Genomic DNA, 19,129 nt, shown 5'->3' with positions numbered 1-19,129 from the left:
GAGGCGTGACTAGCCCGTTCGACCGCCAGGCGGCGTGTCCGTCGTGCGGGGCGCCCATCACGTTCCGCTTCGCCGGCGCGGCCGCGCAGGTCTGCAAGCACTGCAATTTCGTCGTTGCACGCACGGACCGGAACCTTGTCGCCGTCGGCCGGATGGCGGACCTCGTCGACATCCCGTCGCCGCTGCAGCTCGGCGGGACGGGTCGCTGGAGCGGCGGTGAGCCGTTCGCGGTCGACGGCCGCGTGCAGCTCGATCGCGCGAGCGCGCCCGGCGCGCCGTGGCAGGAGTTTTTCATCACGTTCCCGATGAGCGGGAAGTGGTGCTGGGTCGCGAGCGCGCAAGGCCGCTGGTACTCGACGAGCGAGGTGCCGCTCCCGCCGGAGCTGCCGTCGATCCACGCGCTCCGCGCGGGCCAGCAGATCAACCTCGGCACGTACGGCGTGTGGACGGTCGCGGAGGTCGGGCAGCGTCGCGTGATCTCGGGCGAAGGCGAGATGCCCGCGGTCGCATCGCCAGGCGTGCCCACGGGCTACGCGGACATCGCGGCGCCGAACGGCGCATTCGGCACGATCGACTACGGCGACGGCCGCATCCCGCCGAAGCTCTACCTCGGCCGGCAGATCGATCCCGCGGTGATGGTGCTCGACTCGGGCGCGCCGGTCGAAGCCGCGAAGGCCGAGGTGACGAGCGTCGCGTGCCCGAACTGCGGCGGCAACCTGCCGCTCGTGACGCCGGGGCAAACCGAGCGTGTCGTCTGCCGTTACTGCGGCATGGCGAGCGATCTGAACCAGGGCGCGCTGCGAGCGCTCGGCCCCGCGCCGAAGCCTCCGATCGAGCCGTTCATCCCGCTCGGCGCCGAGGGCAACCTGCGTGGCAACCGCGTGATCTGCATCGGCTTCACGATCCGCGGCTGCACCGTGGAGGGCGAGCGCTATCGGTGGCGCGAGTACCTGCTCTACGCGGGGCCGCGTGTCGGGTACCTGTGGCTGATGGAGGAGGACGGCGCGTGGTGGCTCGTCACGCCCATCCCACCCGGCGAGGTGTCGGTGTCCGGCGGCGCCGCGATGCTCCGCGGCCAGCACTACAACTGGAAGCAGAGCGTCCGCGCCGAGACGGAGTACGTGGTCGGCGAGTTCTACTGGAAGGTGGAGATCGGCGAAGCCGTCCAGGCAACGGAGTACGAAGGCTCAGGCGGCAAGGTCAGCGTCGAGCAGACGGCCAAAGAGGTGAACTACTCGTTCTGCGAGCGTCTCTCGGCCAGCGACATCGGCGCCGCCTTCGGCATCAAGCCCCCAGCAGGCTCGCTGCTCGCATCAGGCGAAGGCGGCAGCGGCTGCGCAACGAGCGGATGCGGCACGATGATCATCATCGGCGTCATCATCCTGTTCGTCCTGCTCATCATCTTCAGCGACTGCGGCGGAGGCGGCGGAGGCGGCGGCGTCTTCATCGGCGGTCCCAGCTTCGGCGGCGGCAAGTAGCCTCGCGGAGCGTTGCGCCGGGGCGCTGCCCCGGACCCCGCGGGGGCTGTTCGCCCCTCGACCCGAACCAGCGCAAGCGCTGGACTCGGGGTGGAAGAACTGCGCGATGCGCAGTTCTTCCAACGGGCCGGTGGGACCGCGTTGCCAGTTGAAAGGGCAGCGCGGCTGTCTTGATCGGCAGGGGCGTCGCTGGTCTTGACTCGGCCGTTCGATGAACTGCGCATCGCGCAGTTCATCGACCCTGGGTCCAGCGCTTGCGCTGGTCCGGGTGCAGGGGCGGACAGCCCCTGCTCGGGTCCGGGGTGAAACCCCGGCGAGGCGCCTCAGCCCCTGCCGATCCCGGTGTACCAGAACCCGATCGCGCGCAGGTCTTCCGGGTCCCAGATGTTGCGACCGTCGAAGAGGGACGGCGTGCGCATGAGCCGCTTGATGCGGTGGAAGTCGGGCCTTCGGTACTCGTGCCATTCGGTCACGAGTGCGAGTGCGTCGGCGCCCTCGGCTGCGGCGTACATCGTGTCCACGAACGTCACGCGATCGCCGAAGAGCGGACGCACGTTCTCGATCGCCTGTGGATCGTGCGCGCGCACCGTTGCGCCTGCGGCGAGCAGGTCCTCGATCAGGGTGAGTGCGGGGGACTCGCGGATGTCGTCGGTCTGCGGCTTGAAGGCGAGGCCCCAGACGCCCACGATGCGCCCTGCGAGTGAGCCGTCGAAGTGGTGCTTCACCTTCGAGCCGAGCACGTGCTTCTGCCGCTTGTTCACCTCCTCGACGGCGCGCACGACCTCGAGGTCGTGGCCCATCGTTTGCGCCGTGTGGATCAGCGCGGAGATGTCCTTCGGGAAGCACGAGCCGCCGAAGCCCGGGCCGGGGAAGAGGAACTTCGGCCCGATGCGCGGGTCGGCGCCCACGGCTTTGCGCACGCGATCGATGTCTGCGCCGAGCTTCTCGGCGAGCAGCGCGAGATCGTTCATGAACGAGATGCGCGTCGCGAGCAGCGCGTTCGATGCGTACTTCGTGAGCTCTGCGGAGCGCGCGCCCATCGCGTGGATACGGTCGCTCGTGCGCACGAACGGATCGTAGAGGCTCCGGAGCACCTCGAGCGCGCGCGGGTTGTTCGAGCCGATCACCACGCGATCGGGCTTCATGAAATCGTTGATTGCGTCGCCTTCCTTGAGGAACTCGGGGTTCGACGCGACGCCGAAGGGATGGGTCGTGTGGCGGGCGATGATCGCCTCGACCTGATCGGCCGTGCCCACGGGCACCGTGCTCTTCGTGGCCACGACCTTGAAGCCGTTCATGTTCTTGCCGATGGTCTCGGCCACGGCGTAGACGGCCGAGAGATCTGCGGATCCGTCGGGCGCGGGGGGCGTACCGACGGCGATGAACACGACCTCGGCGCTCTGGATGGCGGATGCCACGTCTGTCGAGAAGGACAGACGCCCGGCCTTCGTGTTCTTCGCGATGAGCGTGTCGAGACCCGGCTCGTAGATGGGCACTTCGCCGCGCAGGAGGCGCGCGATCTTGCTTTCGTCGACGTCCACGCAGGCGACGTCGTTTCCGAAATCCGCGAACCCGGCGCCGGCCACGAGGCCGACGTAACCCGTCCCGATCACCGCAAGTTGCATGGGGCGCACCCTATCATTTCGCGAAGGCCCGTGTGTACGTGGCGCGCCCCACGCGCCGTCAGGGAATCACGATCTCGTCGGCGCGCCCGTCGCATCCGCGCAGCACGAACCCGAAGCGATCGCCCGTTCCCGAGCGCTTCTCCAGCGACTTGCAGGTCGTGCGTGTCATGCCCGGTGATCCGAACCTGTCGCGACTGTCTTCGGTCACGTCGACGACGGGACCGGGGCGCACGCGCAGCGTGTACGTGATCGGATCGCCCTCGACGGTGTGCATCGTGATCACGAGCCCTGCGGGGCTCCCGTTCCGCCATGCGTCCCAGAGGCATGAGCGCGCGGCGGCGTCGTAGCCCGAGCCGTGCACGTTGGTCTCGCGCCCGCACGACGACGAGCCATCCGACTCCGAAGGCATGAGGCCCGGCTCCACGGAGGTCGACCGCGTATCGCCCTCGCCTGGGGTCCTCGCCGCGGAGCACGACGAGCACCCGGACAGGACGAGCAGGAGCGACGTCACGAGGTGTCCGAGACGGCGCGCGGAATCGTGCGAACTCAAAGGGGATTCGAAGCGCTGCATGACCGGCCAGGGTACGGCGCGCTCGGCCGCCTGCAACCACGCGCGACACGAAGATCGAAGCGTCGTTCTGCACGGACGACAGCGCTGTATGCTGAGGGCGTGCGCTACGACCGGGGGTATCACGAGACGCGGGCGCTCGCGGACGGACGCGTCGTACGGCTGCGTTGCATCCGGCCGGAAGATCGCGACGCGCTCGTGCGTGCCTTCGGCAAACTCTCGCGCGAGTCGCGCTACCGCCGCTTCCTCTTCGACGTGCCGTTCATGAGCGCGGCGATGGCGCGATACCTGACGGAGGTCGACGGCAAGGATCACGTCGCGATCGTCGCGATGACGGACTCGCTCGATCTCAAGGAAGAAGAGGGCGTCGGCGTCGCGCGGTTCTTGCGCCTCGCAGGCGAGGCTCACGTCGCCGAGGCGGCGGTGACGGTGATCGACGCGTACCAGGGCCAGGGCCTCGGCCGCATCTTGCTCGAAGCGCTCACGCGCGCGGCGCGCGAGCGTGGCATCCAGATCTTTCGCTCGTCGGTGCTCGTCTCGAACGCGCCGATGCGACGGATCCTCGACGAGGCCGGCGGCGTCGTGCACCGCGACGAGGGCGACACGCTCGTGATCGACGTGCCGATCGGCGACCCCGAGCCGCACTGGTCGGACCTCGGAATTTTCCGCGTGTTACGCGCGGCTGCGGAGGCGACACGCGCGGCGTTTCTTGGCGAGGAGGACGATCAACGCGCCGAGGACGAGAGCCCCGCGCGGTAGGGATCGAGCACGCTGCGGATGGCCTCTTCGGTCGCGCGCCGGACGCGCTCGACGTCCTCCACGTCGCGGGGATCGCCTGCGGTGTCGATGGGCGGGAGCAGGTAGTAATCGAGCGGCACGCGACGTGGGCGCAGGTCCTTCGGCAGCGGGATGTCGTAGCGCGACGAGCCACCGATCCAGCGACCGAGGAAGTGCTCGCGTCGATCGAGGCGGTAGAGCTCGTCGACGCCCGTGGCGGCGAACGGCACGATCGGGACGCGGGCGCGCATGGCCACGCGCGCGAAGCCGGCGCGCCCTTGCCAGCGCAGCGTGTACGCGTCGCTCGAGAGCTTGAACGAGTCGTCGACGCCGCCGGGATACACGACGACGATCTCGCCGGCTTCGAGGAGAGCGACGGCGTCGTCGGGCGTGCCCGGGATCGCGCCCATGCTGCGGAGCGCCTCGCGAAGGCCGGGGATGCGGAAGAGGTTTCGCTCCGCGAGGAAGCGCGGGAGCCTGCCCGTCTGGACGAGCAGGAGCGCGGCGAGCGCGAAGGCGTCGATGCCCATGAAGGCGTGGTTGCCGACGAGCAGCGCGCTGCCTTTGCGGGGCACGTGCTCGTCGCCGTGCAGGGTGGCGCGGAGCTCGGCGGCGAGGCTCTGCGCGAAGCGGCGGCCGGACTCGGTCTGCGCGAGCATCCAGCCTGTAGGGGCGAGCGGGATCATGGCGAACCCTTAACGTCGGACAGGCTTGCTGTCGCGTAAAGCATCGCGCGCGCGCCGCGACGCGCCTTTCTCCCGAGGCGGGATTCTGCGATAGGAGGGGACATGCGAAACGTCACGGTGAAGACGCGCGAGGGGAAGTTCGGTCAGTCGATCCACGTGGGGCCGCACGAGCTCGTGGGCGACGAGCTGCCGGAGGTGGGCGGCGACGATCGAGGTCCGGATCCGTTCGAGTTCGTGCTCGCCGGCCTCGGCTCGTGCACGTCGATGACGGTCAAGGTCTACGCGGACCGGAAGGGCTGGCCGCTCTCGTCGGTGGAGGTTTTGGTCTCGGGGGAGAAACGCAGCGATGCGTTTGTCGCGCGGAGGTCGATCCAGCTCGTGGGAGACCTGACGGAGGAGCAACGCGCGCGGCTGCTCGACATCGCGAACAAGTGCCCGGTGCACAAGATGCTGACGGGGAAGATCGAGATCGAGACGGCTCTCGTGGGGTGAGACGCGCAGGAAACCGACGACCGAGGGTGTTCGAACGCATCAACCGCCGCTGTCGACGATGACCCGAGGGTGTTGACGCGCGTCAACCGCCGCTGTCGACGATGACCCGAGGGGGTGTCGACGCGCGTCAACCGCCGCTGTCCACGATGACCAGGGGATGCCGACGCGCATCAACCGCCGCGCGTCACGATGACCAGCGGGTGCCGACGTGCATCAACCGCCGCGCGTCACGATGACCAGCGGGGGTCGAACGAGCATCAACTGCCGTTGTCGACGATGACCAGCGAAAGTCGACGCGCATCAACCCCAACGCGCCTTCGCTCAAGGCTGCATCTTCGAGCTCTCTTCCAGCGTGGCAAGCAGCACGGGAAGGACGGCACGATCCTTTGCTCGACCCGTCTTCGATTTCACGTCGATGAGCGTGGGCAAGTCCAGCACGCGGAGGGTGAGGTCGCCGTCCGTCATCACGACGGTATGAGGCAAGAGCTCTTCGTATCCCTGCCCCTCGCCGAGCTCGCACAGCGGATCGATCGGCCCCAGCATGGTGGAGAGGTTGAGCTGGCCGCGCCCGGAGAGAAGCTCCGCGGTCGGCCGCAATCGACGGTTGGCGAGGTCGTAACGGAACACGGCATCGAGGCGCAGCAGCACGTCGAGCAAGCGCGCGACGTTCTCGGGGCTCCTCTGGTGGACGATGTCCAGGTCCTGCGTCGTGATCGGCGCTCCGTGGAGCAAGGCTGCCGCTCCGCCGACGACGATGAACTCCACGCCCGCGGCCGCTAGCTCCGCGAGGAACGTCTCGGAGTCAACGACCTTGGGGTGCTGCACGGAACCTCGCTGCCACGCGCGCGAGCGAAGCGCCTGCGCGCAGGCGCTCCCGCAACGTTCGGCCGAGCGCGAGCTGAATGAGCGTTCGATCGACCTCGCCCGCTGCTTCGAGGATCTCCGGGTCGATGGCCCCAAGCGAGAACACCTCCCTACCGGAGCGCCGTTCGCCTGCTCGAGCCACGGGCCGTGATTGCATCACGGCGATGAGCTTACCAAACGCCGAGCCGGATGGCACTGCGGCGGAAAACCTCGCAGCGCCCGCCCGCCTTGCATTCTCACGGATGAATGAACACCACCGTCCCCGTGAGATTCCGCGCCGCGCCGTGCCAGCCGTACGGCACTTGTGGCTCCGTCCAGTGGAACAGCCTCCGCGCGTCCTCCGGCGCGAGGTTCACGCAGCCGTGGCTCTTCGGCTGGCCGAAGCGATCGTGCCAGTAGGCGCCGTGCAGCGCGTAGCCGTCCTGGAAGTACTGCACGTACGGCACGTCGCGTAGCTCGAACTCCTCGCCCACCGCGTCCGAGTCCATCGTCACGCTCACGTGCTTCGTATGGATCCGGAAGATCCCTCGCTTCGTCGCCTTGCTCGTCTCCGGATCCTCGAGCCCGCTCTCACCGCTCGAGATCACCGTCGCGAACACCGCCTTCGTCCCCTCGTAAGCGACGAGCACCTGCTTCGTGATGTTGATGTCGAGCCACTTCTCGCCGTTCTTCCCCCACGCCGGCATCTTCTTCGCAGGATCCACCCGGCCCGCGTGCCGGTCGTCGATCCAGCCGCCGTCCTTCATCTCGTAGTGCAGGACGCCGCCCACGAACTTCTGCTTGCCCGTCAGCGCGACCGCCGCGCGGTAGGCGACCTCCTCGCCCGCGACGAGCTTCTTCTTCCCTTCGTCCCACACCCAGCGCTTCGCGCCGGGCCTCCGCACGAGCGCGAACGGGAAGTCGATGTCCTTGCCGATCTCGTAGCCGTGGAAGTCGCTGCCGCGGATCGGGCGGAACCGGTCGGCCGGCATCACCCTTAGATCCGTCGACACGTTGTAGCGACGCCCCTCATGCAGGAACGTCTCCACGAAGGCCACCCCGTTGCGCCGGTCGACCTGGCCGATCTTCACGAGATCGTTCGACTTCAAAAGACCCGACAGGTTCGGCACGCGGCCGCCGTCCTTCAGGAAGAGCGGGATGTCCGGGTCCGTGAGCCGCTGCTCCATCGCTTCGAGCGCGGACGGCGAGGCCTGCGACTTCCACTTCATCCACACGTCGAGCCCGTACGCCGCCCCGCTCTCCTTGTCCTTCTCCCACTTCGCGAGGTGCTTCTTCAGCCCAGGCTCGTGCGTCTTCAGATCCTCCTCCGTGGGGATCCGCGCGTAGACCGGGCCACCGCGCGTCACGATGCCGTACATGTACGGAAGCTTCTGCGTGATGTCCGGGCGACGCGACGCCGCCTTCACGATCGGGTGGTTCAGATCGAGCGTGGCCTCGGGGCCCACGCAGACGTAGCCGTACGGCTTGATCTTGCGCCATCCGTCCTTGCAGCCGGACGTGCCCGCGATCTCGGGATCCATCTCGACGATCGCGCCGGCACGAAGGAAGCCGACGCGTGTCGCCTTCGGGTCCGGCTTCGCCAGGACGTCGGTGCGCATCGCGATGCTCGCGAGCCGCGGCGCGCTCTCCGGGATCGGGGGCGGCAGGTGCGCGATGCCCGCGAGGTCGACGAGCAGCGGGCCGCTCGGCTCCGGCGGCGGCGCGTCCGCGTCCGCCTCCGCGGAAGGGGCGCCCTCCGTGTCGGTCTTCGTGGTCGCGGCGCCGGCTTCGGCCGGAACGTCGGCGACGAGGCCTGGAGCCGATCCTGGTTTCTCACGGCAGCCGCCGAGGCTCGCCGCCGCGAGGACGAGCAGCGCGTAGCAGGGGCGTCGCATCACGGGAGGCCCCGTTTGCGCATGCCTCGGCGCCGATGTCCAGTTTTCCGCGAGGCCCGCGCGAAGCCCTCGTCGCGTGATTCTCCCACGTTACTCCTTTCGTCGAGTTGCAAGGCCTACAAGGCCACCTTATGAAAATCAGGAGGGGACGTGGCGAAGGCAGACGGAGAGCCCGGTCGACGCGACATAGGCAGCGCCGCGCCGCTCGAGAGCACGGCTTCGTTCCTCGACTCGATCGTCGAGAACATCCCCCACATGATCTTCGTCAAGGACGCGGCCGAGCTCCGCTTCGTCCTGTTCAACAAAGCTGGCGAAGACCTGCTCGGGCTGGGCCGCGACGCCCTGATCGGCAAGAACGACGCCGACCTGTTTCCCGGCGATCAAGCGACGTTCTTCGTGGCGAAGGATCGCGAGGTGCTCTCGGGCAAATGCCTCGTCGACATCACCGAGGAGCCCATCCAGACGCGGCACGGCCTGCGTGTCCTGCACACGAAGAAGATCCCCATCGTCGACGCCAGGGGCGAGCCGCGGTTTTTGCTCGGCATCTCCGAGGACATCACCGAACGAAAGCGCCTCGAAGAGCGGATCCGCCGCGCCGACGAGCGGCAACGTGTCCTCGCGCAGACGAGCGCGGCGCTCGCGCCCGCAGGCGGAGATCCGCTGCCCGCGGCCGCGCGCCTGGCCCTGCCCGTCGGCGGCGACGGCTGTATCTTCCTCGTCGAGCCAGCGAGCGGCGCGCCACGCGCCGTCGTCGCGCACGTGGAGCCCGCGCGGGAGGCACGATGGCGGCGGCTCGTCGAGACCTCGAACCTGGTCGAGCGCTTGTCGGGATCGGCCCGCGCCATGATCGAAGCAGGGCAGCCGCTCGTGCTGAACGAGATCGACCACGCGACGCTCGCCTCGTTCATGACGCACGAGAAGGACGCAAAGGAGCTCGCCTCGCTCGGCGCGCACGCGCTCCTCCTCGTCTCGCTGCGCGGGCGTGATCACCGGCTCGGCACGCTCGTGTTCCTGCGCGACGTGACCCAGCGCGGCTTCGACGAGGACGACCGCGCCTTCGCCGAGCGGTTCGCGCAACGCCTCGCCGGCGATCTCGACAACGCGCGCCTCTACCGGGAGCTCGAGCGCGCGGAGGCGGCGCAGCGCTTCCTCGCCGACGCGGCCGAGCGCCTCGCGGGCTCGCTCGACTTCGAGGAGCTCGTCCGCCTCGTCCCGCGCCTCGCCCTGCCGTTCCTCGCCGACTGGTGCGTGATCTACCTCCTCGAGGACGGGCAGATGCGCCGCTTCTCGGTCGCGCACGTGGATCCGTCGCGGGAGCCGTTCATCGTCGCGACGGCGGAGCGATACCCGCCTGGAGGGAAGCAGCCCGGCGCGGAGCCCGCGCGCACGTTGAAGCCCGTCCTCAATCCCGTGGTCGATGATGCTTTGCTCGATCGGGTCTGCGTCGACGCGGACCACAAGGCGCTCGCGCGCCGCATCGGGACCGCGACGGGCATGGCCGTGCCCGTGCGCGCCCGCGGGCGCGTCCTCGGCAGCCTCAGCCTCGGGCGCGGCGAAGACAAGCCTCGCTACCAGAGCCACGATCTCACGGTGGCGATCGCGCTCGCCGATCGCGTGGGCATCTCGCTCGACAACGCGCGGCTCTACCAGGAGGCGCAGGCCGCGCTGCGGGCGCGCGACGAGTTCCTCTCCATCGCCTCGCACGAGCTCCGGACGCCGCTGACCACGGTGTGCCTCTCGGTCGACCTGCTCGCGCGGGGCTTGCACACCGGGTGGACCGTCGACGCGTGCATCGCGCGCGTCGAGGGCACGCAGAAGCAGCTCGCGCGCTTGAAGCGCCTCGTCGATGGGCTGCTCGACGTCTCGCGGATCGCCGCGGGGAAGCTCGTCCTCGAGATCGGAGAGGTCGATTTCTGCGCGCTCTGCGAAGACCTCGTGGAGCGCATCGCCGAGGAAGCGCGGCGCGTGGGCAGCGAGCTCTGCTTCCGCGGGAGCTGCACCCGCCGCCGCACGATCCGCGCGGACGCGATGCGGCTCGAGCAAGTGCTGACGAACCTCCTCACGAACGCCCTGCGTTACGCGGCCCCTGCCAAGGTGCACGTGCAGGTCGAGGTCGGGGACGAGGGCGCTCGTCTCTCGGTGCGGGACGAGGGCAAGGGCATCTCGCCCGCGGATCTCGGGCGGATCTTCGATCGCTTCGAGCGCGGCGGGACGTCCGGCGCCCATGGAGGCCTCGGGCTCGGCTTGTACATCGCGCGCCAGATCTGCGAGGCCCACGGCGGCGCGATCCGCGTGTTCAGCGAACCCGGTCACGGCGCGGAGTTCGTGGTCACGTTGCCGGTGGAGCCGCCGGCTTGTTGAAGCGGATCCTCGTCAGCGCGCCATCGGCAGCGTCACGGTGAACTCGGCCCCCTGACCTTTGGCGCTGCGGAGCTCGATACGACCGCCGTGCGCCTCCACGATGCGGCGCGCCGTGTGGAGGCCGAGGCCGAGGCCTCCGTAGACCTTGGCCGCGTCGGTGCGCTCGTAGGGTTCGAAGATGCGCGCGTGATCCTCGGGCGCGATGCCCATGCCGCCGTCAGAGACCTGGAGCATCGCCACGCTGTCCATCGTCGTGAGGCTCAACGTGATCGGCTTTCCCATCCCGAACTTGATCGCGTTGCGGACGAGGTGGCCGATGACGAGCTGGAGCGCGTTGCGGTCCCAGACCCCGATCGCGGGCGCGTCCGAGAGCAGCGTGATGCTCGCGCCGCTCCGCGTCCGCTCGCCGTCGAGCTCGTCGAGCACCTCGCGCGTCATCTCCCGCAGATCACACGGCTCCCGCGCGAGTCCGAGGTTCTCGCCGAGCGCGCGCGAGACGCCTAGCATCGTCGTGACGAGCGACGAGAGGCGTTCGATCTGCCGGTCCGCGATGTCGAGCTTCTTGCGTTGCGCCGCGCCGAGGCGGAGCTCGCCGCGCTCGACGTCGCGCAGGAGGCTCTGGATCTGCAGCGCGAGCGGCGTCAGCGGCGTGCGCAGCTCGTGCGAGGCGGCGGAGAGGAACTCGTCCCTCCGGCGGAGCGCCTCCTCCGCACGCCCACGCGCCTGCTCCAGCGCGGCGCGCGTGGCCTGCTCCTCGGCGAGGAGCCGATCTCGTTCGACCTCTGCCTCCTTGCTCTCGGTGACGTCGACCATCACGCCCCGCAGGCGCCGCGGAACGTTCCCCTCGACCACGACCGTCACGATGTCGCGCAGCCATACCGTCCGGCCATCCGCAGCGATCATCCGGTAGACGAACTCGTGCGCGCTGAGGCGCTTCGTCTCGTTCTCGCAGTACGCCGGCGCCCACGTCCGATCCTCCGGGTGCATGTGCCGGTGCCAGAACTCTCGGTCCGTGAGCCACGCCTCGATCGGGTAGCCAAGGATGCGCTCGGCCTGGCGGCTCACGAACGTGAAGCGCATCGTGGCGAGATCGAGCTCCCACACGATGCTGTCGACGTCGCTGAGGACGTAGAGCGCCTCGCGCGCCTCGGCGAGATCCGAAATGTCGGTCATCGTCACGAGCAGGTAGGGCGCCGCGCACCGATCCTCGGCGATCAGGCTCGCCGCGATGCGCACGAACGCGCGCTGCCCCTTCGTGGTCAGGGCCCAAGCGTCACCCGTCCAAGGCTCCGCGCCCTGCATCAGCGCGTCGAGCGAGGCGCGCAGGACCTCGTCCCCCGGGGGCGCGAGGAACGAGAAGAAGCCGGGCCGGAGGCCGAAGAGCGTCGACGCTCGAGCGCTCGTCCAGACGATCTCGTGCGTCCTGCCGTCGATGAACCACGCGATCGAGCCATGCCGGTCGAGCGTGCTCGCGAGCACGTCGACCGAGCGCAGGCACGGCGTGGTGGCCCGGCTCGAACTCTCGGTGAACGTCATTTCCCCCGAAAGCACATAATGCGCGAGAGCCGAGGCGAAAAGAAGCCCTTTGGCTACGTGCGTCCGAACCGGACCAAGAGCCCGAGCCAGCCGCGGGCGAGGTAGAGGGCGTTCAGCGCGAGGTACATCCAGAAGAACAGATCGAGCCGATCCGCGAGCGCGAAGATCCAGATGTGGCTCGGGTAGTGGTTGAGGAAGCGCAGGAACGTCATCACGAGGGACGCGACGCGACCCACGATCGACTGCGGCTTCTTCTCGCCCACGGTCTCGTAATGCGCCTCGGTCGGCGTGTCCTTGCCCGTGAGCTCGGGCCTGCGGACGAAGTTCGTGAGCGAGATGCCCGAGGCCACGATCACCGCGCCGGCCACTGCCGCGTACAGGAACCCCGGGCCTCCCGCGGGCCACAGGGATCCATCGATCCCGAGCCCGCCTTTCCTGTGCAGGTGGATGCCGATCACGGCGACGAGCAGCACGGCCTTGAGCTCGTCGACGAAGAAGTCGAAGAGGTGGCCCGTGGGAGAGGCGAGCTTCTTGTAGCGCGCGAGCATGCCGTCGGCGCAGTCGAGGAGGTAGGCGAGCTCGAGGACGAGCACGGCAACGAGGCTTCCGCGATAGGACGGGAGCGCGACGAAGAGCGCGGAGCCGGTCACCGCGATGGAGAGGCTCAGGATCGTGATTTGGTTCGGCGTGAGGGGCGTGCGATGGATCGCGGCGACGAACGCGGCCGCGAGCGGGCGCATCACGTAGGTGTTCCAGAGCTGATCGTGCTTCTTGCGGGTGAGGCGGTAGACCTCGATGGGGCTGCCCGGCATGGCCGGGCCGATACTAGCGCAGCGCAGGCCTCGCGCTCAGCCCGGGACGAATCCCTCGATCGCCTTGCCCACCTCGTCCTTCGCCTTGTCGAACTCGCGCGCGTCGCCGCCCGTCTCGAGGACGAACACGTCGGCGTCGGTGACGAAGACCGTGAGCCAGAAGATGTGGGGCCTGTCGTAGATCGTGCGCGTGTAGCGGAGCTGCTTGCCCACGGCGCCGCTCTTCGTCTTGACCTCGCGCGACGCTTCCGCCGTGTAGCCGAGGTTGCGGAGCTTCAGGTCGATCGCGTCGGTCCAGAAGGAGAGGTTGCCCTTCGGCCGGTTCGGCTCGACGCGCACGCTCATCACGACGCCCTGGGCCGTGGTCGCGCGGAAGGCGTACTCCTCCTGATCCTCGAGCTCGACGAAGCCGTCGGGCGTGCTCAGCTTGAAGCCGGGGCCACAGCCGATCCCGAGGAGGGAGGCGGCGAGGCACAAGAGGAGCATCGAGACGTTGCGTTTCATGGTCCTTGCCTCCTTGCCTCAGCGAAGGGTCATCAGCGTCTCGAGGCCGACCCTCGAGAGCCAGTCGATGGGCAGGTCGATCGTGCGCGGCGGCGGGGGCGGCGGCGGCGTGCCTTGCGCCACGACCTGCTGCTGCTTGGGCTTCGCCGTGACGTCGACGGTGATGGTCGAGAAGGTCGCGCGGGCGCGGAGGAAGCGCATGCGGCCTTCGATCTGATCGATCTCGCGGCCGACGCGCTCGAGCTCGCGCTCGACCTGCAGCGCGTCGTTCACGTTCGCCGCCTTCGCCAAGAACTCCTGCAGGCGCTTCTGCACGCTCTTCAGGTTCTGCAGCCGCACCTCGAGATCGTGGAACTCCTCGGACACGTCCTCCGCGCTCACGCTGCGGCGCTTGACCTCGCCGAGCTTCTCGAGCGCCGTGAGCGCGTCGCGGAAATGCCGCGAGGGCACGCGGATCACGACACCCGCGTCCGAGCGCGACGCGAGGTAGCCGCCGAACGACTCGGCCATGTCGATGATCTTGTCGATCGTCCCGGGGACGACCGTGGACTCCGCGACCTCCATGCCCACGCGGCCCGTGTAGATGAGCAGCGGCGCGGCCGGCTTCTCCTGCGCCTGCTGCGGCTCGGAGGCGCCTTCGGTCTTCTTGCCGGTCGGCGTGGGTTTCGCGCCCGTGGGGGGCGGCGTGGGTTGCTTCGGCGCGGCCGCGGGCGCGGCCATCGGCGCGCGCGCGCCGGGCGCCACGGGGGCCGGCGCGGGCGGAGGTCCGAGCGCCGTCGCCTTCGCGGATTCGTCGGACCCGCCCCCGAAGAAGCCGGAGTCGTCAGAGCTGCCCGTGCTCTCGTAACGCTCGCTGTCGCTGTCGGCCATCGGCGCGGGCGAGGGCGCGTCCATCGGCATGGGGGCGCCGGCGGACGCGGGCGCGGCTTCGGCCTGCGCGGCGCCGCCGCCATAATACGCGGGCGCGCTGGGGTAGGCGGCGGCCTCGGGGGGCGCGGAGCCGCATCCGACCGCGAAGAGCGAGGTGGTGATCAACGTGAGCGCGGCGAGCCGCGCTCGGAGGGTCCGGAACACGAAGGGCATGCGAGTTCTCCCGGAAGCCGACGAGAAACGAAGGCGCCGGTTCGAGCTTACACCTCCTCGCACTTGCTCGTGTGGCCGTTGCGAACGGCCGACTCCGGTCGGTCGCCGCGCCGGTGCGAAGGTGGGCGCGGCGCGGTAGCCTCTCGGTAAGGCCGTGTTCCACCCCCTCGTCGACGCCTGGTTCACCCGCCGCTTCGGGGCAGCGACGCCCGTGCAGTCGCGCGCTTGGCCCACGATCCAGCGAGGTGAGGACTGCCTCATCGCCGCCCCCACCGGCTCGGGGAAGACGCTCGCCGCGTTCCTCGCGTGCCTCGATCGCCTCGTGCGCGCGAGCGACGAGGGGCGGCTGCCGGACCGCATCGAGGTCGTCTACGTCTCGCCGCTGAAGGCGCTGTCGAACGACGTGCAGAAGAACCTCGACGAGCCGATCGCGGAGCTCATCGCGCTCGCGGGTGAGCTCGGCCTCGCGCGCCCCTCCGTCCGCACCGCCGTGCGCACGGGCGACACGCCGGAGCAGGACCGGCGAAAGCTCTTCAAGAAGCCTCCGCACGTGCTGGTGACGACGCCGGAGTCGCTCTTCATCCTGCTCGGATCCGCCTCGGGTCGTCGTGCGCTCGGAGGTGTGCGGACCGTGATCGTGGACGAGATCCACGCGGTCGCGTCCGACAAGCGAGGCGCGCACCTCGCGCTCTCGGTCGAGCGGCTCGAAGAGCTCGTGACGAGCGGCGGGGAGCCACGCCCGCAGCGCGTCGGGCTCTCGGCGACGATGCGGCCGATCGAGGTCGCGGCGCGCATGCTCGTCGGCGCGGGGAGGCCGCTGCCGGAGATCGTCGACGCGGGCGTGCGCCGGGATCTCGACCTCGCGATCGAGGTGCCGCGCGACGAGCTCGGGGCGGTCTGCACGATCGAGCAGTGGGAAGAGCTCTACGATCGCGTGGCGGAGATGTGCCGTGCGCACAGGTCGACGCTCGTCTTCGTGAACACGCGAAGGCTCGTGGAGCGCGTGGCGCTGCACCTCGGCGAGCGGCTCGGCGAGGAAGCCGTGGCCGCGCACCACGGCAGCCTTTCGCGGTCGCGGAGGCTCGCGGCGGAGCGCAGGCTCAAGGCGGGCGAGCTCAAGGTCGTGGTGGCGACGGCGTCGCTCGAGCTCGGGATCGACGTGGGTGCCGTGGAGCTCGTTTGCCTCGTGGGCTCGCCGCGATCGATCGCCACGGCGCTGCAGCGGATCGGCCGCTCGGGCCACGCGCTCGCCGCGACGCCGAAGGGGAGGATGTTCCCGCTGACGCGTGATCAGCTCATCGAGTGCGCGGCGATCGTGAGGTCGGCGCGGCGCGGGGAGATCGATCGCATCGCGATGCGCGACGCGCCGCTCGACGTGCTCGCGCAGCAGATCGTGGCCGCGTGCGCGTCGGGGGAGCGGGGCGAGGACGAGCTCTTCGATCTCGTGCGGCGGGCGGCTCCGTACGAGAACCTCACGCGCGCGGCGTTCGACGACGTCGTGCAGATGCTCGCCGAGGGCGTCTCGGCGCGGCGCGGCCGCGCGGGCGCGCTCCTCTTCCGGGACGGCGTGGGGCAAAGGCTCAAGGCGCGGCGCGGCGCGTCGATCGCCGCGCTCACGTCGGGCGGAGCAATCCCGGACAACGGCAACTACGACGTCGTGCTCGCGGACGGGATGAAGGTCGGCTCGGTCGACGAGGACTTCGCGATCGACTCCTCGGCCGGCGACGTCTTCCTCCTCGGATCCACGTCGTGGCGGATCCGCCGCATCGAGGCGGGCAAGGTATGGGTCGAGGACGCGCCGGGCGCGCCGCCGACCGTGCCGTTCTGGTTCGGCGAGGGGCCGGCGCGCACGCGTGAGCTCTCCGCGGAGGTGGGGCTCTTGCGCGAGGAGGTCGCGGGGAGGCTCTTCGACGTGCGCGAGCCGGGCGAGCCCGCGCGGCTCTGGCAGACGGCGGCATGGCTGGAGGAGACGTGCGCGCTCGATCGCGCGGGCGCGGTGCTGCTCTGCGAGTATGTGGCCGCCGCGCGATCCGCGCTCGGGGAGATGCCGTCGCAGCGCGTCGTCGTGGCCGAGCGGTTCTTCGACGAGGCGGGCGGCATGCAGCTCATCCTGCATGCGCCCTTCGGCGCCCGGATCAACCGCGCCTGGGGCCTCGCGCTGCGCAAGCGCTTCTGTCGGAGCTTCGACTTCGAGCTCCAGGCGGCGGCGACCGACGACGGCGTGCTGCTCTCGCTCGGCGCGCAGCACAGCTTCCCGCTGGAAGTGATCTTCGAGATGCTGCGGCCCGAAGGCGTCGTGGGCGTGCTCGAACAGGCCGCGCTGCAGGCGCCGATGTTCGGCACGCGCTTCCGATGGAACGCAACGCGCGCGCTCCAGATCCTGCGTTTCTCCGGGGGACGAAAGGTGCCGGCGCCGCTCGTGCGCATGCGCAGCGACGACCTCATCGCCGCCGTCTTCCCGGCGCAGCTCGGCTGCCAGGACAACCACGGGCGCGAGGCGATCCTCGAGATCCCGGACCACCCGCTCGTGCGCGAGACGATGCGCGACTGCCTGACGGAGGTGATGGACGCCGAGGGCCTCACCGAGGTGCTCGATCGGATCAAGCGCGGCGAGATCCAGATCGTCTCGCGCGAGACGGCCGAGCCGAGCGTGCTGTCGCACGAGATCCTGAACGCGAATCCGTACGCCTTCCTCGACGACGCGCCGCTCGAAGAGCGCCGGGCGCGAGCGGTCGCGGTGCGCCGCGGCTTGCCGGCGGAGATCGCGGACCGGATCGGCGGGCTCGATCCCGAGGCGATCGAGGCGGTCGTCGCGGAGGCGCGGCCCGTGGTGCGCGACGAGGACAAGCTGCACGATCTCTTGCTCGATCTCACGGCGTTGCCCGAGGAGGACGCGAGCGCGCTCGGATACGATCGTCTGCTCGACTTGCTCGTGCGCGCGCGGCGCGTGGCGAAGCTCGCGGGGCCGGGGATCACGGGGGCGCTGTGGGTCGCGGCCGAGCGGCGGGATCGGGCGGCCGCGATCTGGGCCGCGGGCACGTTCACGCCGGCGCTCGCGCAGCCTGCGAAGGTCTCCGCGGGGGAGCCTGTGGAGGGGGAACGCGAGGTCGCGATCGCAGGGCTCGTGCGCGGGTGGCTCGCCCTCGTCGGCCCGATCCAGGCGGCCATGCTCGCCGAGCGCCTTTCGATCGAGGTCTCCGACATCGAGATCGCCCTCGCGCGCGTGGAGGCGGACGGCGTGGTGTTGCGCGGGAGATTCTCGCCGGACCTCGAGCCCGGCGCGATCGAGTGGTGTGATCGGCGCCTGCTCGCGCGCATCCATCGCCGCACCGTCGATGGCCTGCGCCGCGCGATCGAGCCGGCTTCACCCGTCGAGCTCATGCGCTTCCTGCTCGCGTGGCAGGGCGTGCTCCCGGGGCAACGCGCGCACGGCGCCGCGGGGCTCGCGCGTGTGGTCGAGCAGCTCCAGGGCTTCGAGATCGCCGCGGGCGCGTGGGAGAGCGAGATCCTCCCGGCGCGCGTCGAGGCCTACGATCCCTCGTGGCTCGATCTGCTTTGCCTGTCCGGAGAAGTCGCGTGGGGGCGGCTCTCGCCGCGCGCCTCGGCCGGCGGCGCGCCCACGCGCGCGGCGCCGATCACGCTGGCCTTGCGGCGGGATCTCGCGTGGTTGCTCGCGGAGCCATCCGAGGCCCCCGCGCAGGCGCCGCACGGCGACGAGGGCCTTTCGCTTCCCGCGCGCCGCGTGCTCACCACGCTCGGCGCTGCGGGCGCGTCGTTCTTCGAGGACATCGTCCGGGCCACGGGCCTCGCGCGGCCCGAGGTCGAGGAGGCGCTCTGGGAGCTCGTCTCCGCCGGTCGGATCACGGGGGACGGGTTCGCGGGGCTGCGCGGCTTGCTCGGGCCTTCGACGCGCGCCCGCGTTCGTCCGAGCACCAAGCATTCCCGCGGCGCGCCCGTCCTCGCGGCGGGCCGGTGGGCGCTCTTCCGCGCGCCCGTCCTTGGAGACGCGCCTTCCGCGAGTGTTGATCCCGCGGCGACGATCGAGGTCCACGCACGGCAACTCTTGCGACGCTGGGGCATCGTCTTCCGCGAGCTCGTCACCCGCGAGTCGCGCGCGCCGGCATGGCGAGACCTCGTGCGTGTCTATCGCCGCCTGGAGATGCGGGGTGAGGTCCGCGGGGGCCGGCTCGTCGTGTCCTTCGTGGGAGAGCAGTTCGCGCTGCCGGAGGCCCTCGAATCGCTGCGGGCCATCCGCAAGGCGCCGCTGCGCGGAGAGGTCGTGCGGCTCTCCGCGTGTGATCCGCTGAACCTCGTCGGGACGATCCTCCCAGGCGAACGCGTGCCCTCGACGCTCTCGCACTTCGTCACGTACCGGGACGGCATGCCGATCGAAGAGCCGATCGAGGCCGAGAAGGTTGGGCCTGCAAAGGTACGTCCGGGCGAACGGACGTCGGCCCGCGCGGTATGAC

The 19,129-nt window shown here is 70.0% G+C and carries 14 protein-coding genes; 5 read left to right on the top strand and 9 right to left on the bottom strand.

The genetic code is table 11. The features are described from left to right. Nucleotides 1-5: 5 nt before the first annotated feature. Complete coding sequence (locus tag QHF83_RS42475) at nt 6-1,478, top strand: DUF4178 domain-containing protein (protein WP_282423808.1); 1,473 nt, start codon at nt 6-8, stop codon at nt 1,476-1,478. A gap of 323 nt (nt 1,479-1,801) precedes the next feature. Here QHF83_RS42475 and QHF83_RS42470 read toward each other — a convergent pair whose 3' ends face one another. Both QHF83_RS42470 and QHF83_RS42465 read right to left on the bottom strand, forming a co-directional pair. After that, nucleotides 1,802-3,103, bottom strand: a complete 1,302-nt coding sequence (locus QHF83_RS42470) for a UDP-glucose/GDP-mannose dehydrogenase family protein (RefSeq protein ID WP_282423807.1) — start codon at nt 3,101-3,103, stop codon at nt 1,802-1,804. A gap of 58 nt (nt 3,104-3,161) precedes the next feature. Beyond that, nucleotides 3,162-3,614 carry a DUF4362 domain-containing protein gene (locus QHF83_RS42465; protein WP_282423806.1) on the bottom strand — a complete coding sequence of 151 codons (453 nt, stop codon included), beginning with the start codon at nt 3,612-3,614 and terminating at the stop codon, nt 3,162-3,164. Between the two features lie 159 nt (nt 3,615-3,773). On the opposite strand from QHF83_RS42465, the gene QHF83_RS42460 reads away from it, so the two are divergent. Next, a complete protein-coding gene (locus tag QHF83_RS42460) occupies nt 3,774-4,430 on the top strand; it encodes a GNAT family N-acetyltransferase (protein WP_282423805.1) in 657 nt (218 codons plus the stop codon). Here QHF83_RS42460 and QHF83_RS42455 read toward each other — a convergent pair. Next, entirely contained in the window at nt 4,397-5,134 is a 738-nt protein-coding gene (locus QHF83_RS42455; RefSeq protein ID WP_282423804.1) for a lysophospholipid acyltransferase family protein, read from the bottom strand. The two genes, QHF83_RS42460 and QHF83_RS42455, sit on opposite strands and share 34 nt — an antisense overlap. Before the next feature lie 102 nt (nt 5,135-5,236). Between QHF83_RS42455 and QHF83_RS42450 the strand changes: the two genes are divergently transcribed. Next, on the top strand, nt 5,237-5,626 hold the full coding sequence (locus QHF83_RS42450; protein WP_282423803.1) for an OsmC family protein: 390 nt from the start codon (nt 5,237-5,239) through the stop codon (nt 5,624-5,626). Between the two features lie 321 nt (nt 5,627-5,947). Here QHF83_RS42450 and QHF83_RS42445 read toward each other — a convergent pair whose 3' ends face one another. Together QHF83_RS42445 and QHF83_RS42440 are read right to left on the bottom strand one after the other, a co-directional pair. Further along, nucleotides 5,948-6,451 carry a hypothetical protein gene (locus QHF83_RS42445; protein ID WP_282423802.1) on the bottom strand — a complete coding sequence of 168 codons (504 nt, stop codon included), beginning with the start codon at nt 6,449-6,451 and terminating at the stop codon, nt 5,948-5,950. A 275-nt stretch (nt 6,452-6,726) separates the two neighbouring features. Next, a complete protein-coding gene (locus tag QHF83_RS42440) occupies nt 6,727-8,364 on the bottom strand; it encodes a L,D-transpeptidase family protein (RefSeq protein WP_282423801.1) in 1,638 nt (545 codons plus the stop codon). A 150-nt stretch (nt 8,365-8,514) separates the two neighbouring features. Here QHF83_RS42440 and QHF83_RS42435 point away from each other — a divergent pair, with 150 nt between their 5' ends. Continuing rightward, the gene (locus tag QHF83_RS42435; RefSeq protein WP_282423800.1) at nt 8,515-10,725 is read left to right on the top strand and encodes an ATP-binding protein; all 2,211 of its coding nucleotides are present in this window, start codon (nt 8,515-8,517) and stop codon (nt 10,723-10,725) included. Between the two features lie 12 nt (nt 10,726-10,737). Here the strand turns inward: QHF83_RS42435 and QHF83_RS42430 are convergent, their stop codons facing one another. Genes QHF83_RS42430 through QHF83_RS42415 form a run of 4 tightly spaced genes read right to left on the bottom strand, consistent with a single transcriptional unit; the run spans nt 10,738 to nt 14,660 of the window. Continuing rightward, nucleotides 10,738-12,261 carry an ATP-binding protein gene (locus QHF83_RS42430; protein WP_282423799.1) on the bottom strand — a complete coding sequence of 508 codons (1,524 nt, stop codon included), beginning with the start codon at nt 12,259-12,261 and terminating at the stop codon, nt 10,738-10,740. A 53-nt stretch (nt 12,262-12,314) separates the two neighbouring features. Then, a complete protein-coding gene (locus QHF83_RS42425; RefSeq protein ID WP_282423798.1) occupies nt 12,315-13,073 on the bottom strand; it encodes a CDP-alcohol phosphatidyltransferase family protein in 759 nt (252 codons plus the stop codon). Nucleotides 13,074-13,109: 36 nt separating this feature from the next. After that, a complete protein-coding gene (locus QHF83_RS42420) occupies nt 13,110-13,577 on the bottom strand; it encodes a hypothetical protein (RefSeq protein ID WP_282423797.1) in 468 nt (155 codons plus the stop codon). Between the two features lie 18 nt (nt 13,578-13,595). Continuing rightward, the gene (locus tag QHF83_RS42415) at nt 13,596-14,660 is read right to left on the bottom strand and encodes a DUF4349 domain-containing protein (protein WP_282423796.1); all 1,065 of its coding nucleotides are present in this window, start codon (nt 14,658-14,660) and stop codon (nt 13,596-13,598) included. Nucleotides 14,661-14,814: 154 nt separating this feature from the next. On the opposite strand from QHF83_RS42415, the gene QHF83_RS42410 reads away from it, so the two are divergent. Beyond that, on the top strand, nt 14,815-19,128 hold the full coding sequence (locus tag QHF83_RS42410; RefSeq protein WP_282423795.1) for a DEAD/DEAH box helicase: 4,314 nt from the start codon (nt 14,815-14,817) through the stop codon (nt 19,126-19,128). Nucleotide 19,129: the final 1 nt, after the last annotated feature.

It is taken from the genome of Polyangium sp. 15x6, from assembly GCF_029960785.1.
In the GTDB taxonomy this organism is placed as follows: domain Bacteria; phylum Myxococcota_A; class Polyangia; order Polyangiales; family Polyangiaceae; genus Polyangium.
This window is presented reverse-complemented; position numbering and strand designations above follow the sequence as displayed.

What these genes read in the sequence shown, in the direction of transcription:
- QHF83_RS42470 (WP_282423807.1), bottom strand. Translation starts at nt 3,103, where the DNA reads ATGCAACTTGCGGTGATCGGGACGGGTTACGTCGGCCTCGTGGCCGGC.
- QHF83_RS42455 (WP_282423804.1), bottom strand. Translation starts at nt 5,134, where the DNA reads ATGATCCCGCTCGCCCCTACAGGCTGGATGCTCGCGCAGACCGAGTCC.
- QHF83_RS42450 (WP_282423803.1), top strand. Translation starts at nt 5,237, where the DNA reads ATGCGAAACGTCACGGTGAAGACGCGCGAGGGGAAGTTCGGTCAGTCG.
- QHF83_RS42440 (WP_282423801.1), bottom strand. Translation starts at nt 8,364, where the DNA reads ATGCGACGCCCCTGCTACGCGCTGCTCGTCCTCGCGGCGGCGAGCCTC.
- QHF83_RS42430 (WP_282423799.1), bottom strand. Translation starts at nt 12,261, where the DNA reads ATGACGTTCACCGAGAGTTCGAGCCGGGCCACCACGCCGTGCCTGCGC.
- QHF83_RS42425 (WP_282423798.1), bottom strand. Translation starts at nt 13,073, where the DNA reads ATGCCGGGCAGCCCCATCGAGGTCTACCGCCTCACCCGCAAGAAGCAC.
- QHF83_RS42420 (WP_282423797.1), bottom strand. Translation starts at nt 13,577, where the DNA reads ATGAAACGCAACGTCTCGATGCTCCTCTTGTGCCTCGCCGCCTCCCTC.
- QHF83_RS42415 (WP_282423796.1), bottom strand. Translation starts at nt 14,660, where the DNA reads ATGCCCTTCGTGTTCCGGACCCTCCGAGCGCGGCTCGCCGCGCTCACG.